Consider the following 15,695-nt stretch of genomic DNA (forward strand, 5'->3'; position numbering starts at 1 on the left):
GACGAACGAACTTTTAGTCATTTTGGCAAAAAGACGAACGAACTTCTCACGATAAACACAAAACGACACACCGCAAAGTGTGTCGTTTTGTACCACCCACTTAATGATCACTTGCTGCCGTTACTTGCGTGCGCGCTCGAATCCATCCATAAACTGCACCAGCGCCTCGACTCCGGCGCGCGGCATGGCATTGTAGATGCTTGCACGCATGCCGCCGACGCTACGGTGTCCTTTGAGGTTCTCAAGCCCCGCGGCCTTGGCCTCGGCTACGAAGGCGGCGTCGAGGTCGGCGTCGCCTGTGACGAAGGGCACGTTCATGAGCGAGCGGTCCTCTTTGCGCACGGTGCCGCTAAACATGCTGCTCTGGTCGAGGTAGTCGTAGAGCAGCGCCGCCTTCTCCTGGTTGCGTGCCTGCATGGCCTCAAGGCCGCCTTGGGCCTTGACCCACTTGAATACCTTGCCGCAAATGTAGATGCCGTAGGCGGGCGGCGTGTTATACATCGAGCCCGCGTCGGCCTGCGTCTTCCATTTCAGCATGGTGGGCGTGCCTTCGAGCACGTCTTCGCGGATGAGGTCCTCGCGGATGATGGAGATGACCACGCCGGCCGGACCGATGTTCTTCTGCGCGCCGCCGTACATGACGCCGTAACGGGTGATATCCACCGGCTCGGACAGAATGCACGACGACACATCGGCCACAAGATCCTTGCCCAAGGTGTTAGGCAGCGTGTGAAACTTCGTGCCGTAGATGGTGTTGTTCTCGCAGATGTGCACGTAGTCGGCATCCGGAGACACGTCCAGATCGGAGCAGTCGGGAATGTAGGAGAACGTCTCGTCGGCGCTCGATGCGATAGCGCGCGCATCGCCGAAGATCTGCCCTTCCTGCCAGGCCTTCTTCGCCCACGCGCCCGTGATGATGTAGTCGGCCACGCGATTTTTCATGAGGTTCATCGGCACGGCGGCAAACTGCTGCGACGCGCCGCCCTGCAAGAACAGCACTTGGTAATTGTCGGGAATGCCCATGAGTTCGCGCAGGTCGGCCTCGGCAGCCTCAATGATGCCCGTGTACGTCTTGGAGCGATGGCTCATCTCCATGACGGACATGCCCGCGCCCCGGTAGTCCAGCATCTCGTCGGCAGCCTCCCGCAGCACCTCCTCCGGCAAGACGGCGGGACCTGCTGAAAAGTTGTACACCCTGCCCATGCGCACTCCTTACGTATCGACGATGCGTTTTGCCCGATGCCCTGCCCTAGATACGGTGCCGTCGGCTTCGAACCGCGCGGCGCGCCCTGTCCTCAAGCAAGGTTTGGCTTTGGGGAAGCATTGTACTATGCGCCCACCGCTTTAGCGCGCTAAAGGCGAAAAGACCAGCAGGCGGTGCGCGTCCGTTCAGGAAGGGCGGTGCAAGGCAACTTGTCGGTTCGCTGACTGATCGGCCAAGTACGGGAAACGGTTACCCTCATCAGGTCCCAACCTCAAGCATACCCTATAGAATCCCCGTTGTACCCCTCGAAAAAGATGCAAAAGCAAGTCGGAGAGCAGATCTCGAACCCGCACCGCCAGCTCATAAGGAAGGAGGCAAGCATGCCCTACCGTGGATTTCCCTATTTCGTCGCCGAGAGTATCGGAGCCAATCGGAGCAACAGTCCTTACGCCTCCGAGCGGCACGCGCTGCCCGACCGCAGGCACGGCGTGCGCTACACGGCATCCCCGCGTAGCGAGCGGCGGGTATCTCCCCATCGTCCTTGCGACACGGTCTGCCCATCCCAGGCGCACGGTGCGCGCGCCCACACCAAACTGGCGATCTCCGATGTCCAGCCTTTGCGTGTACTTGCTGCCGTGTTAGTCATGGCATTGGTGGCGCTGGCATGTGCGCTTGCGGGCATAGGTATAGCCCACCTGCTTACCGGCGCCGTAGACAGCGCCCTCCTTGAAGAGCAGGCCCCCTTTGCAAACGCAGCCAGTCCAGCGAACGCCTCTCTCAGCACGCCTCCATCTGCCTGGAAACAGGGGACGGTACCGCAGCTCTATCTTGCAGATACCCAATGGTCAGCACGCCCCTACGGTTCCAGCACAATCGGCAACATCGGATCGGCACCTTTGTGTCTTGCCATGGTGCATATCGACCTGACCGGCGATACCGCAACCGGCCCCATTGAGATGGCCTCGCTCGCACAACGTCGAGGATACGCCGACCATGCCGACGCGAACGCGCTCCTTACCGACGGTGCAGCGGAGGTCGGGCTTGCTGCACAGCCTGTCGCAGCCAGCGAGCTGGATATCCGCCGTCACGTGAACGCAGGACGCCCCCTTATCTGCGCTTTGAAGTCGGATGATTTCGGAGGACGCACGACCTGCATCGTACTCAGCGGCATCGACGAACGCGGCCGTCTGGTCATCGTCGATCCCAGCAACATTGAGCGCACCGCGCAGCGCTGGGGCTTCGACGACATCGTGCAAGCAAGTACCGGCCTTTGGGCTTACACCTTGGCTGACTGACGAGACGAGAGCCCTTCCCAGCATACCTCTTGGGGCTCGTCTATGGGCATGATAGGGGTTTACCGCCATGCGTTCAACCAAGCAGCGAGGTCATGGTGACCATCCGTGGCGATCGCGTCCCTTGCACTCCCAAGAAGACCTTGCAGAGCAGATCGCACTTCCTGCTGCAAGCGACAATGCAGCTATTCGCAAGAATCGTCGCTTTCCACCGTACGGAACCCGCCTTCATCGGCACACCAAAAGGGCTCCCCGACAGCTAGCCGAGGAGCCCGCGCGAACGAACATGCACCGCACATCGGAGGCCGATGCATCCGATCGTATCCTAAAACTTACAGTCCCAATACCCCACACATGAACGGCACCCACAGAACCATCGTCACGCAGAAGATAACAGCGGGGATCACGCCTGCTTTGAACATATCGCCGAACGTGTAGTATCCCTCGCCGTAGGTCACAATCAACGTTGGGTTCACGGGTAGCAGGAAGTTGCCTGCCACGATGAACGCAAGCAGCATGGTCGGTACAGCTGCGGACACGCCAACCGCCGCGCACACGCCGATCAAAATGGGAAGGAACAGGCTCAAAATAGCCGCACCAACCGGAGCAATCGTGTGCAACAGATACACAAATATAACGGTAACCAGCAAGAATAGCGTGAAGTCGAGCGAGGTCACGCCGCTGCTCATGAACAAGTTCGTAATGAACTTATCCGCACCACTGGCCGAGAACATGCCGCCGATGGAAAGCACAGAACCCATCATAAGGATGATCGTCCACGGAACCGCCTTGCTGAACTCGTCCCACGTGAGCAGGTTGACACCGGGAATGAACATGATAGCCAAACCGATGATGGCAACCGTTGTCACATTCAAAATCGGGAACCAGCTGCCGAGAATCCACAACACGGGAAGAGCAAGGATCATAACGAGAGCGCGGATTTCGTACGTCGTCGGCTTACCGGCTTCAGCGGCCTTTTCGCGCAACGCGTCGAAAGCAACCTTCTCAAGCGGTTCCGGCTTCAGTATTTTGACGATACTGATCCAGCACAAGGGAATGCACATGACGGCAATAGGAAGACCGACCAATATCCAGTCTAGGAAGCTAATGGTCTGTCCGGTTGCCTGCTGCAAAAGACCCATAGCCAACACGTTAAACGAGCTACCGGCTGGCGTAACCACGCCGCCGATAACCGCAGCGATAGGAATGGCTATCATCATGCACTTGCCGAGATTTGATTTGCCGGGCTGACAGTCGGCTGCACGCAACACGACATAGGCAATACCCATGAACAATACGGCCGCTGGAACGTCGGACATGACGGTCGAGATAAGACCCGTACCAATCATGAACGCCAAAATGAGCTTTGACGAACTGTCGCCCGTAAGCCTGAACAGGCGAGCTACCAAACGCACGCCCCACTGCGTCTTAGCGAGCAAAGCGGGCAGCGAGAAGATGGCGATAACATAGAATACTACCGAGGCGCTAAACCCGCCGAACGCCATCTTGTAGTCGGCTGCTCCCACGACCACCGCCATAACCAACGCCAAGATACCCGTCACGCCCACAGGGAACGTACCGCACACCCACAAGCATACAGCGAACAAGAGCACGCCGATGACCATGATGCCCTGATGCGTGATGTCGGCCGTCTCAGGCATGAACGACGCGATGATCAGCACGGCCAAACCGAGCACCAGGCCGAGCCCCTTCTTGTTCAAGAATCCCTCTTTGCTAAAGAACTTGACTAACGCTTCCTGTGCCATAGGTCTCTCCTCCTTAAAGAAAGAACGTGGCAAATCCCCTGACAAGTAAGCTGCGCCCTCAATGCCTCCTTCCCCCAAGCACGCAACCGAAGCGATTTCGGCGTAGCGGTCCCCTTCCGCCTCGAGCATTCGCTCGCGGCGGAAGGACAAGCACGCCCCTGTGATCTCGCGGTTCGCCGCAGAGGGTGAACCGGTGACTTCAACGATTACCCTAACCAGCTACGTACAGTTCCACCGGCCCCATGTTGCGGTCCTCCTCGACCGTGGAGGCCTCGATCACGCGTGTGAGGTAGCCTTCGGCCTCGACGTAGACGCGCCAGCGGGCCGCGGGCACCTGGTGGAACCAGAAGTCCCCGAACTCGTCGGCCTCAGCAGCCATGACCTCGCCCGTCTCTGCGTTTTCAATAGTCACCTTGGCACCGACGATAACCTCGTCAGCCTCCGGATCGATGACGATGCCGGCCAAGAAGCGCTTGGGCAGGTTCAGGTAATAGACGCGCGGACGGTCGCCTTCGCGCCCAGCCACCAAAAGCTCTCCTGCGGCAATTTCGGCAGCAAAGTCGTCTTCCTCGCCAAAGCGAATGGCCTCGTGCGGACACACGTCCACGCAGTGCGGAATCTGGCCTGCATCTACGAGATGCGCGCAACCGGTGCATTTCTGCGGTAGGTCGAGCACCTCGTTGTAGAAGATGGCGCCATAGGGACACGCTTCTACGAGTTCGCGATGCCCAACAGCCTTTTGCGGATCCACAATCACGAGGCCATCATCACGCTTGTAGACGGCTTCGGGTGCCACCTGCATGCAAGGAGCCTCGTCGCAATGCTGGCACAGGTGCAGCACGTAGGTGATCTTGACCTTCGGCACCTGGCCGCGCACCTGCTCATCGATACGGCACCAGAACTGACCGGTGTCGGGCTGGGGTTTGGCGATGGGCGACCAGTCATTGTCGACGTGTTCGTCCTTGCAGGCTATCTGGCAGTTGCGGCAGCCGTTGCACTTGGCGGCATCGAACAAGAATACCTTTCCCATGGCTATTTCCCTTCCCCTTCGTCGACGACGCGCGCGGTGGCTACCAGGCCGCAATCCGGATCGTAGTCGCGCCCGAACGCCTCGGGGTACTGGCTTGCCAGCGCCAGCACGTCCACTTTCTCGATGTTCACCAAAAATCCGCTGGTCACTTCGCCGTACGCGTGCTCGGACGTCGTGGCGTAGGGTGCGATGAGGTTGTTCGCGCCGCCGCGGTCCAAACCGCCGCGGCCCAGTACTACCGAGTCCACGCGGCTTCCATGGTCCTGGTACACCACGCCGGGCATGATACGCTCGGTCACGCGCACGCCGCCCATGACGGCTCCACGCTCGTTGTACAGCTTCACGATGTCGCCCGTCTTCATGCCCAGCTTGCCGGCATCTTCGGGGTGCACCCACACCGGCTCGTACTTGTAGCCGTCGGGGCCGGTCACTTTCACGTACTCTTCCATCTCGCGGAACCACGTCACGTCGTCGAGGTTCGCATGCACGCGCCACCGGGGGTGGTTCGACACCAGCAGGAAGGGGTACTCGCGCCCGCGCGCCAGGTGCTGGCGCTCCTGGTGCCCCGCACCCTCGTCGACCCAGTGCGGGATGGGGCCGCGCTCCTTGTCGTCGGGGAACTGGGCCGCAAGCGTGGTCGAATAGTACTCCAACTTACCCGACGGCGTCTGGAGCGGATTCCCCTCGGGGTCGTCGTGGAACCGGCAAAGGCCAGCCGGCATGTCCTCCCAGCCCTCCTTAGTCGGGAAGGCGTAGTACTGCTTTTCCTTGAACTCCTCAAAGTCCATTTTCTTGGCGGCTCCCGTGTTCTCGAAACCGGCCTGGATGTACTCGGCGCAGGTCTTGCCGCCCATGTAGCGCTCGAACAGGTTCTCGTAGATGCCGCCGAACTTCTCCAACGCCTTGGCAACCTCGCCCACGGCCTCCATATCGGACTTCGATTCCAAACGCGGCTTGATGGCCTGGCGCTCGTAGTACACGAGATTCCACTGGCCGTTGTCGGAGTCGGTACCGATGTCCTCGGTCTCGAACTTCGTGTTCGTGGGCAGGATGACGTCGGCGAAGAAGCAGTCGTTTTCCATCCACGGATGCTGCACGATGATGAACTCGATGGACTCGTGGCGCAAGGCCTCCTGCATCTCGTTGCCGCCGTTCCAGCACGTCTCCCAGCACGGCGTGTCCGACCATATCATATGCAGGCGCTCGTTGCCCTCGAGCGGGAACGTGTAGGGTCCGTTGAACTGATCCTCGCGCGGGAACCCGGCACCGATATGGCCGTACCACGAAACCGGCGGATTCATGATGGCGGAGGGAATCATGGTCTTGGGGATAAAGCTCTCGGGGAAGCTGCGGTACCAGCCGCGATACGCCGGGCTGCAATCGGGAATCTCCACCGACGGCGGCAGCGGCGTAACGGTGTCCATGCCATAGAGCGTCCACTCGATGAACTTGAACTGGTTGGCGCCGGGCTTGCCCACGCCCTGCATGCCCAGCAGCGCCACTTCGAGGCGTGCGGGCTCATGCGCGTAGCACGAGCGGATATAGGAGCCGCCGTTGCAGTGCGCGATAGACACCGCGTGCTTGGCCCAGTAACGGGCGAAGGCCTTGATGGTGTAGCCCGGCACGCCGCAGATCTTCTCGGCCCACTTCGGCGTCTTAGGAACGCCGTCCTCGCCGCCCATGACGTAGTACTTGAAGTTCTCGAAGCCCACGGCATGCGTGTCAAGATACTCCTGGTCAAAGAGGCCTTCCTTGATCCACGTATAGGCGATGGCCAACTGAAGCGCGGCATCGGTGTTCGGCTTGACCGGAATCCACTTGTCGCCGTGCACAGCGTTGGTGTAGTTCACGTCCGGAGAGATGTGGATCTGCTTGATCCCTAAATCGGTGAACCAGTAGCACAGACGGCTGGCCAAGTACCCGCCCCATCCCAGCGGCGTGGTCTCCACGTCGCAGCCCCAGAACAGCACGGCGTCGCCGTTTTCCGCGACATCCTTGATGACGTTGTTCATCTGAGAGTTCTGGCCCAGCGGGTCCATGCCCCACATGTGCTTGGCACCCCAGTACCAGCCTTCCCAACTGTCGGGCTGGCGCGTTTGCAGCGTGTAGGAGCCGATGAGGTCGAACATGCGGCTTTGGCAGCCGTGCGGCGCATGGACGAACTTCGTCTCGCCGTGACCGTCCAGCTCGCACAGGATCGACGCCGGCCCGTATTCCTCGTGCACGCGCTTGATCTCGCTAGCGATGAGCGAACACGCCTCGTCCCAGCTCACGCGCACATATCCGCTCGTGCCGCGGTTCTGGGGGTTGCGCTCGCCGTTCGGGTCCCAGTCCACGCGACGCAGGGGGTACGGGATGCGGTTCTTGGAATACACGCGCTTCTTGTAGCACAGTGACAAAGGCGAGATAAGCGTCTTGAAGCCCGGCTCGAATGTCTGGCCTCGCGCCTCAATCTTCCAGGCGTTCAGCTCCTCGGGGGTCTGGTGCTCGTCGAAGTGCAGCGGTCGGATGCGCAGGATCTTGTCGTTCTCTTCGTCGATGTCGACGGAGCACGCGTTCGTGCCGATGCCGAAGCTGTTGAAGCCCAAGCCCTTCACGATCGACGTGCCTTTTACGTTTTTCGTCATGCCCTCTCCTTTCGATTCCTCAGCAGCGCCGAATGCCAGATTCCCCTCCTAGCCGGGATGGCAGCGCGAATGTCCGACAGGTGCGCTCGTAAGCGGATGCGGCCGATCAATCCCCTCGACCGCTCCGGCATTTAGTTCGCAGCAGGCGACTTGGGTACCGGCGGGGCACTGGGGGCCTTCGGCACCGACGGAGCAGAAGGTGCAACAGGGACACCGGGTGCCGGAGGAGCCGTCGGCGCGCCAGGGACGGACGGGATGCCGGGAGCCGGTGCTGCCTTCGCTCCACAGTTCGGGCATTCGTCGAGTTTCGGATCTACCTCGGCCCCACATTTCGGACATTTCACAGGACCTTGGTCTACGGTAGGCGGTCTGAAGCACATACCCTGTCTCCTTCTCTCGAGTGTGTTCTCATATGTTGCGAAGATATGGTGCACAACCCCCTCCGCAACGAAGAAGAGCATAGATGTTCTGGAAAAATTCCGTGTCGGGTGGTAATGTTGAAAAAGGGCAAACCTCGGTTTTCCGATCAGAAGTTTGTCATTCTACTGGTATGACAAGGGGGATTCATGCAGGTCGCAGGATCATCTACCGCAAAGATCCAAGAGGGGACGCCACCCGCCCTCCTTTCCACCTACGTTTTGGCAGGCATAGGATTCGGATGCATGATAGCCTGGGACCTCATCGGGATATTCAGTCCGGCACTGTCGCTGCTATCCTACGAAAGCGCCTCTCAGAGCATCATCTTGCGCGCCGTGAGCATAGCCGCCATCGCCATAGCCTACGCGGTGTGCAAGCTTCAGGCCGACTGGGTCTTCGAGCATCGCACCCGTCTGGCCGTCGTAGCCACGGTGCTCTCGCTCACGGTCGTGCTGAACGCCGTGTTGCATCGGTTCGTAGACGCTCCCGACACGTTCGCTATCCTCGCCTGGGTGCTGTTCGGCATCGGCGACGGCGTGCTGTGCATCGTCTGGTGCGCCTACCTCAGCCTCATCCCCACCCGTCGCACTGGGGTAGCCGTGGCAGGAGGCGCCGCCATGGGCACCGTACTGTTCGTCATGGCAGCCACCGCCTCACCCATCGGCGTGAGCCTGGGCGTTATCGCTTTCCTGCCCTTGGCGTCCCTCGCCATGCTCGTGCTCCTGATGCGCCAGGTCCCCTCCGAGAAGACCGAAGCCGCGAAAACCTATCAGAAGATCCCCGCTCTTTCCGTGCGCGCCTCGCTTTCCGTCGGTGCGCATGGCACGGTGTACGGGTTCATCTCGGCATGCATGTGCCTAATCAGCCCGGAAGCCGCCATTATCGTGGGAGCAAGCGGCATTGCGAGTTGTCTGGGTGCAGCCATCCTGTCGTACCGCGCGCCCAAAACCGACTGGGACAACAGCGTGGTGCAGCGCCTGTCGCTGCCGATCATCGTTATCGGGCTGCTGCTCATGCCGCTCCTGGATACGACGGGGCAGATCGTATGCGGCTGCCTCGTGAACAACGCGCTGGCCTTCACCGCCGTCATGACCTGGAGTACCGTAAGCGTCGAGAACGCCGAGTTCCATCTCCACCCTGTTGCACGCTACGCGGCGCGGCAGGCGCCGCTCTGGGTCGGGTTCCTCGCGGGCACGATCGTCGCTTTCGTACTGGGCGTCGTGCTCTCGTTCGACCAACGTGCCGAGAGCCTGGCCACCGCCCTCCTCGCCGGCATCGTCGTCGTTGCATTCTCCATCTACGGAGCCAACGACACGGCTACAAAGGCCCAGCTCGAGGGACTTTTAGCAGAGGATTCCCCTCAACCGCACGAGTCGGAGGGCGCACCCCCTGCCCTTCCGCAGGCGCATTTCCACCAGCGCTGCGACCGCGTTTGCGACCGCCATGACCTCTCGCCGCGCGAGGCGGAGATATTCTTCCTGCTGGCGAAGGGGCGCAACGCGAAATTCATCCAGGAGGAGCTCTGCATCAGCTCGTCCACCGTGAAGACGCACATCTACCGCATCTACCGCAAGATGAACATCAACTCCCAGCAACTCCTCATCGACGCCGTCGATGCCGAGACGAAGCGCTGACCCTGCCCGCACCCCGCTTCCGTGATCGGTTTTCCCGATAGGTCATCGGGAAAGCAGCAAGCCGCTTGTGCAACGCGGCTCCTATAATCGAGGCATCGTTGGACCCAGAGCGTTGTTGGACAGAAACGATGACTAGGAGGATTCATGGATGCAGGCCAGATGAACGACCAGGGGACCGCGGGCATACCCGAGCCGAAAACCCAAGACGATCCGACCGGGCGTGAGTGGACGTGGGAAGAGGACGGCATGACCGTGCTGCGCACGAACGCGCGCACCGGCCCGGGCTGCCACGACAACTGCGGCGTATTGCTCTACGTGAAAGACGGGGTGCTCGAGAAGATCGAGGGCGACCCTGAGAACCCCTTCAACCAAGGACGTCTCTGCCCGCGGTGCTTGGCCGTGAAGGAGATGCTCTACCACAAGGACCGCCTGAAGTACCCTCAGAAGCGTGCCAAGGAAGACCGCGGCAAGAACACGTTCGAGCGCATCTCGTGGGAAGAAGCCTACGACATCATCGAGCGCGAAATGCGCGCCGTCATCGACCAGTACGGCGAAGAGGCCATCTGGGTGACACAGGGCACCGGCCGCGACATCAATGGCTACGGCCCGCTCATGGCGCAGTACTTCGGCACGCCCAACTACGGCACCGGCTTCCTGTCGGGCATCGCCTGCTACGGGCCGCGCATCTTCTCCACCGCGCTCAAGAGCGGCGGCCTGTTCGTGTGCGACTACTCGCAGTTCTTCCCCGAGCGCTACGACGACCCGCGCTGGGAGGCTTCCGAATATATCCTCATCTGGGGGAACAACCCGGTTGTGGCCAACTCTGACGGCATGCTGGGGCATTGGATCGTCGAATCGATGAAGCGCGGCAGCAAGCTTATCGTCATGGATCCCACGCTCACCTGGCTGGCCGGCAAGGCAGACGTGTGGCTCCAGGTGCGTCCCGGCACCGACGCCGCGCTGGCGCTGGCGCTGTGCGACCAGATCATCAAGGACGACCTCTACGACCACGAGTTCGTGGACTGCTGGTGCTACGGCTTCGCCGAGTTCGCCGAGCACGTGAAGCAGTACCCGGTAAGCCTGGCCGCCGAAACTTGCGGCGTGCCAGAAGACCTCATCGTTGAGGCCGCCCGAAAGATCGGTGCCGCAAAATCCTGTTGCCTGCAGTGGGGCGTGGCTATGGACCACACGTCCGAGGGATTCATCACCGGCATGGCCTGCTTCGACCTCATGGCGCTTACCGGCAACTTCGAAAACCCCGGCGGCATGCTGCTCTCCGAGCCCTGCTTCGGCATGGCGGTGACCTCGTCGCCGCGCGGAGACCAATGGGAAGCGTGCACCCCGCCCATCCCGCATCCCGAGCGCAAGAACCACGGCGGCTACAAGCCGCTCGAGGCCATGAACGGCATCAGCCCCGACGCGCTGCTCGACTCCATGGAAACCGGCGAGCCTTACAAGATCCGCGCCATGTGGATGCAGACGAACAACCCCATCACCTGCATGGGCGCCGCCCCTCAGCGCATCCTGCCGGCGCTGCAGGGCATGGACTTCAACGTGGTGGTGGACCTGTTCCTCACGCCCACAGCATTGGCCTGCGCCGACGTGCTGCTGCCTGCCGCGTGCTTCGCCGAGCGCATCGGCATCACGGGACATCAGCCCTACGCCCTCGGAGCCATCGCTCAAGCTATCGAGCCGGTAGGCGAATGCAAGTCCGACCAGCGCATCATCTACGAGATGGGCAGCCGCTTCGTCACCGACGAGTACAAGCTCTGGGACGACGAGCACAGCTTCTACGACTATCTGCTGCGCAAGACCGGCTTCACCTACGACTCGCTCAAAGAGCGCGTGTGGGCCTATCCGGAATTCGAGTACTATAAGTACAAGACGGGCAAGCTACGTCCCGACGGCACGCCGGGCTTCGCCACCTCGACCGGGCGCTACAACTTCTACTGCCCCGAGATGGCACGCTTCGGATTCTCGCCCTTCGCCACCTACGAAGAGCCGCCCGAGAGTCCCGTATCCGCGCCCGATTTGGCCAAGGACTACCCGCTCGTGCTCACCACCGGTGCGCGCACCTGGGGCTTCTTCCACTCCGAGCATCGCCAAAGTCCCTCCATGCGCCGCATCCATCCCGATCCGCAGTTCCTCGTGCATCCGGAGACGGCTGCCGCCAACGGCATCGCCGACGGCGACTGGTGCGTCATTGAGAACCATCTGGGCTCGGCCAAGATGCGCGCCCACACCACGCTGCGCATCCGCAAGGACACCGTGTCGGCCGACCACGCCTGGTGGTTCCCCGAGCGCGACCCCGGGGATGGAACGCTGTTCGGCGTGATGGAAAGCAACATCAACCAGCTCATCCCCATGCGGCCGGGCAAATCCGGACTCGGTGCCTCGTACAAGTCCCAGCTGTGCCGCATCTCGAAGGTAGAGGAGTAAGCCATGCGCAAGATGATTCTCGTCGACTACGAATACTGCACGGGCTGCCACACCTGCGAGGTCGCCTGCCAGCAGGAGCACGGCCTCGAAGCCGAGCAGTTCGGCATCAAGCTCGCCCAGATCGGCCCCGACCAGATCACCGATCGAAAGTGGCAGTACGAGTTCGTGCCCATCCCCACCGATCGCTGCGACAAGTGCGCCAAGCGCCAGGCTGCGGGCAAGGTGCCCACCTGCGTGCAGCACTGCCAGGCAGGGTGCCTGTACTACGACACGCTTGAGGGGCTCGGCGACCTTCTGAGTAAGAAGAAAGTGGCGCTGTTCACCTGATCGACGCCTGAAGAAGCGTCGAGAACGAACGGGCGGGGACCTCATGGTCGCCGCCCGTTCCCTTTGCTCCGCTATGCCTCAAGGTCGCGCAAGGGAAGCGCCTCCGCGCCTTTGCGCGACAGGAAATCAGCTTTCTTGAAACTGCTTGTATCGCGTTTGAGGAACTCGGCAAACGACAGCAGAGCCTCGGTCTCCTTGGACTTCTTCCACAAAGCCCCCGCATGCAGCGTCATATCCAGGTCTTCCATGGGCACGAACACGATGTTGCCGCCTCCGAACACATCGAGGTGATCCAACGCCAAGGCGACCGCTCCCTCGGCCACCAACGTTGCCATCAAAGAGCCCACGTCCTTCATGTCCTCGATAATGCGCACGCTCACGCCTGCATTGTTCAGCTTGATATTCATCTGGCCAATTGTGTTCTTCGCGCGGTTGAAGCGCGCCGCGATGACGCGCTCCCCGACCAAATCGGCCATGCGCACGCTCTCGCGATGCGCCAAGTGATGGGTCGCCGGCACCGCCAGCTGATAGCTGTCATCGTACAAGCGGCAGCCCCCGTACTGGGCACCCTTAGCCTCCTTGGAGAACAGGGTGAGCCCCATGTCGATGTCGTTCCTGTTCAAGGACGGCTGTATCTCGCCGATCTCCAGCATGCGAAACCGAAAGTCCACCTCGGGGTGCAGCGTGCGGTAGCGACGGCACACCAAGGGAAGGAACGCCCCGAAAGAACCCATGAGAAACCCTATCCGGATGACCGTCGATACGCCGTCGCGATACTGCGAGAGGCGGTCGAGCGCATGCTCGTAGTCCTCCACGATCCGCTGTGCATCCTCTTGGAAGAGGCGGCCCGCCTCGGTCAATCTGACAGAATGGCGGTCGCGCACGAACAGGCACGTGTCCAGCTCCTTCTCCAACCGGGAGATATGGTCGCTCAAGACCGACTGGGACACAAAGAAACTCTTGGCTGTCTCCGTGAAGCTCAAGTTCGTCGTGAGCAGTAAAAACTCGTACAGCGTATCTACCCGCATCGATCCCCCTCGTCCGAAAACCCCTTACGCAGCCTTACTGCACACTCACCAGCCGGCTCTGGTAGGCCACGTGCACGCACGCACCGTGCCCCTCCCGCTCGACAACCCCCGAAAGCGCGTCGCCGGGCATGCGGTAGGTGTTGTTATTCTGCGAGATATGCATGGCCACCACCTGCTCGAGCCGGTTTCCCAGCAGAAGGGCCAGCTCGTCTGCGGCCTGCACGTTCGACAAGTGCCCGAAATCGGAACCCACGCGCCGCTTCACCGGATACGGGTACGGGCCGTCGGCGAGCATCTGCACGTCGTGGTTGCTCTCCAGGGCCAGAAGGCGCACGTCGAGCAACGCCTCGTGGGCCTCCCCGGTCACGATGCCCGTGTCCGTCATGAGGCCCGCCGCATCGCCGTCGGCAGCCTCGATGCGAAAGCCGCAGGAGGATGCGGCGTCGTGGGAGGTGCGAAACGGATGCACCGACAAGCCGGCCAGCGACAGCATTCCCCCGATATCCAGGCTGCGCACGTCATGGGACCCCTCAAGCGCACGGAGCTCGGAGCTTTCCGCGCGAACGGCGCCGTCAGCGTACACCGCAGGCGCCGTCCCCTGCTTTGCCAGGCCGCGTAGCACCACGCCCAAACCCTTGGTGTGGTCGGTATGGTCGTGGGTGACCAGGATGGCGGCCAATCTCGCGGGGTCGAACCCAGCCTCATCGCAACGGGTGAAGAAATCGCGCTTGCAGATGCCGCAGTCCACCAAGATACCCTTGCCAGTGGCCGCATCCTCGATGACGGTCGCATTGCCTCGGCTGCCGCTGGCAAGCACATGCAGCTTGAGCCTTCCCGCGCCCACAGGAGACACCGGCGTTTGGTCGTTGGCAACGGCGACAATCCCCGAAGGCGCGAAAAGCGCGTCAGCCGCACTTTTCACCGCATGCTTGTCGGCAGCGCGCCGAGCCTCGATCTGGCCCCTCGAAAGAACCTCGTCAAAAGATATATCCACGCAGTTGCTTCCTGTTCTTACGTAACGTCCTCGCCTCAACGATTGTACCCGATAAGCGCCCTGCCCGGACGGACCTCTGAAAAGAATGCAGGTCGTCTTTCCAGAGGTCTTTCCAGCCAGGTTGCCTCTTATATTAAAAAAGAAGTGCTACCTGCTCACTTTAAGCGTAGTACGCTCAAGAGCAACCCAGGCAGCTGCAAGCGAACAGATACGTGCAAAAAAATCATTGCGTTTTTCATGCATAACCGCCGCAGCTTGATCTATCCAACAGCCAAGATGATGCTCGATAAACAAAGCGCGCCACGAACGGTAATACAAAGCTGAAGCGTCGGCATACGCAGCAGCTTTAGCCTCAGCCTGCGCGATTGCAGCAAGAAAGGCCAACTCACTTGCGAGGCTGTCGGGACGCAATGCTTGAATGACCAGCAAATAGCCAGAAAGCAACGTGTAGTCAAATCCCATGACGCGATAGCATTTCAATACATGATCGGAGTTGATATCCTCCGGTGGACCAAAGTATCGGACCCCGCCAACGATAGTCGTAGATCGGATACGACTTTCACTGAGAGGCACAAACGAGGAACTTGAGGCGACAAACATACAATCGTAGAATTGCTGCATGAGCACTTCATCTACAACATCGTGATCGAATTCACTCACGTCAAGGAGGGCGGCAACGTGTTTCACATCGGACAAGATGCGATCATTAGGGGGGTTGAGTAGTACTTCAGCAAGAGTTTCATAGATAACCGCCGCAGCCTTCGCTTCCTGCGCCACAGAATTCAATTCAGTATCGAACATGACTTCTAGCGTCGCATTCACCTGCGTAAGCTCCGGTTTTCTCAGGGGATGCGCGTCAGCTCTGGGCAGCTTTTCGTCAAGGATTGGTTCCATCGATGCCTCCAGTTTTTCTCTTTCTGTATCTTAAAAAAGCTAA

At 60.6% G+C, this 15,695-nt stretch carries 11 protein-coding genes; 4 read left to right on the plus strand and 7 right to left on the minus strand.

The window, feature by feature from the left end:
- Positions 1 to 120: 120 nt before the first annotated feature.
- Positions 121 to 1,203: a 3-phosphoserine/phosphohydroxythreonine transaminase gene (serC, locus tag RR842_RS06760; RefSeq protein WP_332513500.1), complete on the minus strand. Its 1,083-nt coding sequence runs from the start codon at positions 1,201 to 1,203 to the stop codon at positions 121 to 123.
- A gap of 381 nt (positions 1,204 to 1,584) precedes the next feature.
- On the opposite strand from serC, the gene RR842_RS06765 reads away from it, so the two are divergent.
- Positions 1,585 to 2,499 (plus strand): papain-like cysteine protease family protein, encoded by a 915-nt coding sequence (locus tag RR842_RS06765; protein WP_332729305.1) that lies wholly within the window; start codon positions 1,585 to 1,587, stop codon positions 2,497 to 2,499.
- 329 nt (positions 2,500 to 2,828) lie between these two features.
- Here the strand turns inward: RR842_RS06765 and RR842_RS06770 are convergent, their stop codons facing one another.
- The 3 genes from RR842_RS06770 to RR842_RS06780 form a co-directional block, all read right to left on the minus strand.
- Positions 2,829 to 4,262: an SLC13 family permease gene (locus RR842_RS06770; RefSeq protein ID WP_332729306.1), complete on the minus strand. Its 1,434-nt coding sequence runs from the start codon at positions 4,260 to 4,262 to the stop codon at positions 2,829 to 2,831.
- A 211-nt stretch (positions 4,263 to 4,473) separates the two neighbouring features.
- Entirely contained in the window at positions 4,474 to 5,292 is an 819-nt protein-coding gene (locus RR842_RS06775; protein ID WP_332553907.1) for a 4Fe-4S dicluster domain-containing protein, read from the minus strand.
- Positions 5,293 to 5,294: 2 nt separating this feature from the next.
- Positions 5,295 to 7,919 carry a molybdopterin-dependent oxidoreductase gene (locus RR842_RS06780; RefSeq protein WP_332553906.1) on the minus strand — a complete coding sequence of 875 codons (2,625 nt, stop codon included), beginning with the start codon at positions 7,917 to 7,919 and terminating at the stop codon, positions 5,295 to 5,297.
- Between the two features lie 566 nt (positions 7,920 to 8,485).
- Between RR842_RS06780 and RR842_RS06785 the strand changes: the two genes are divergently transcribed.
- From RR842_RS06785 to RR842_RS06795, 3 genes are all read left to right on the plus strand, one after another.
- Positions 8,486 to 9,970: a helix-turn-helix transcriptional regulator gene (locus RR842_RS06785; protein ID WP_332729307.1), complete on the plus strand. Its 1,485-nt coding sequence runs from the start codon at positions 8,486 to 8,488 to the stop codon at positions 9,968 to 9,970.
- A 144-nt stretch (positions 9,971 to 10,114) separates the two neighbouring features.
- Positions 10,115 to 12,409 carry a molybdopterin-dependent oxidoreductase gene (locus tag RR842_RS06790; RefSeq protein WP_332513510.1) on the plus strand — a complete coding sequence of 765 codons (2,295 nt, stop codon included), beginning with the start codon at positions 10,115 to 10,117 and terminating at the stop codon, positions 12,407 to 12,409.
- Positions 12,410 to 12,412: 3 nt separating this feature from the next.
- The gene (locus RR842_RS06795) at positions 12,413 to 12,736 is read left to right on the plus strand and encodes an oxidoreductase (RefSeq protein ID WP_332729308.1); all 324 of its coding nucleotides are present in this window, start codon (positions 12,413 to 12,415) and stop codon (positions 12,734 to 12,736) included.
- 71 nt (positions 12,737 to 12,807) lie between these two features.
- Here the strand turns inward: RR842_RS06795 and RR842_RS06800 are convergent, their stop codons facing one another.
- The 3 genes from RR842_RS06800 to RR842_RS06810 form a co-directional block, all read right to left on the minus strand.
- Complete coding sequence (locus RR842_RS06800; RefSeq protein ID WP_332513514.1) at positions 12,808 to 13,764, minus strand: LysR substrate-binding domain-containing protein; 957 nt, start codon at positions 13,762 to 13,764, stop codon at positions 12,808 to 12,810.
- Between the two features lie 34 nt (positions 13,765 to 13,798).
- Entirely contained in the window at positions 13,799 to 14,608 is an 810-nt protein-coding gene (locus RR842_RS06805) for an MBL fold metallo-hydrolase (protein WP_332723124.1), read from the minus strand.
- Between the two features lie 297 nt (positions 14,609 to 14,905).
- The gene (locus tag RR842_RS06810) at positions 14,906 to 15,652 is read right to left on the minus strand and encodes a hypothetical protein (RefSeq protein WP_332553903.1); all 747 of its coding nucleotides are present in this window, start codon (positions 15,650 to 15,652) and stop codon (positions 14,906 to 14,908) included.
- Positions 15,653 to 15,695 lie beyond the last annotated feature (43 nt).

Origin of the sequence: Gordonibacter sp., assembly GCF_036667095.1 — a bacterium.
Classification (GTDB): domain Bacteria; phylum Actinomycetota; class Coriobacteriia; order Coriobacteriales; family Eggerthellaceae; genus Gordonibacter.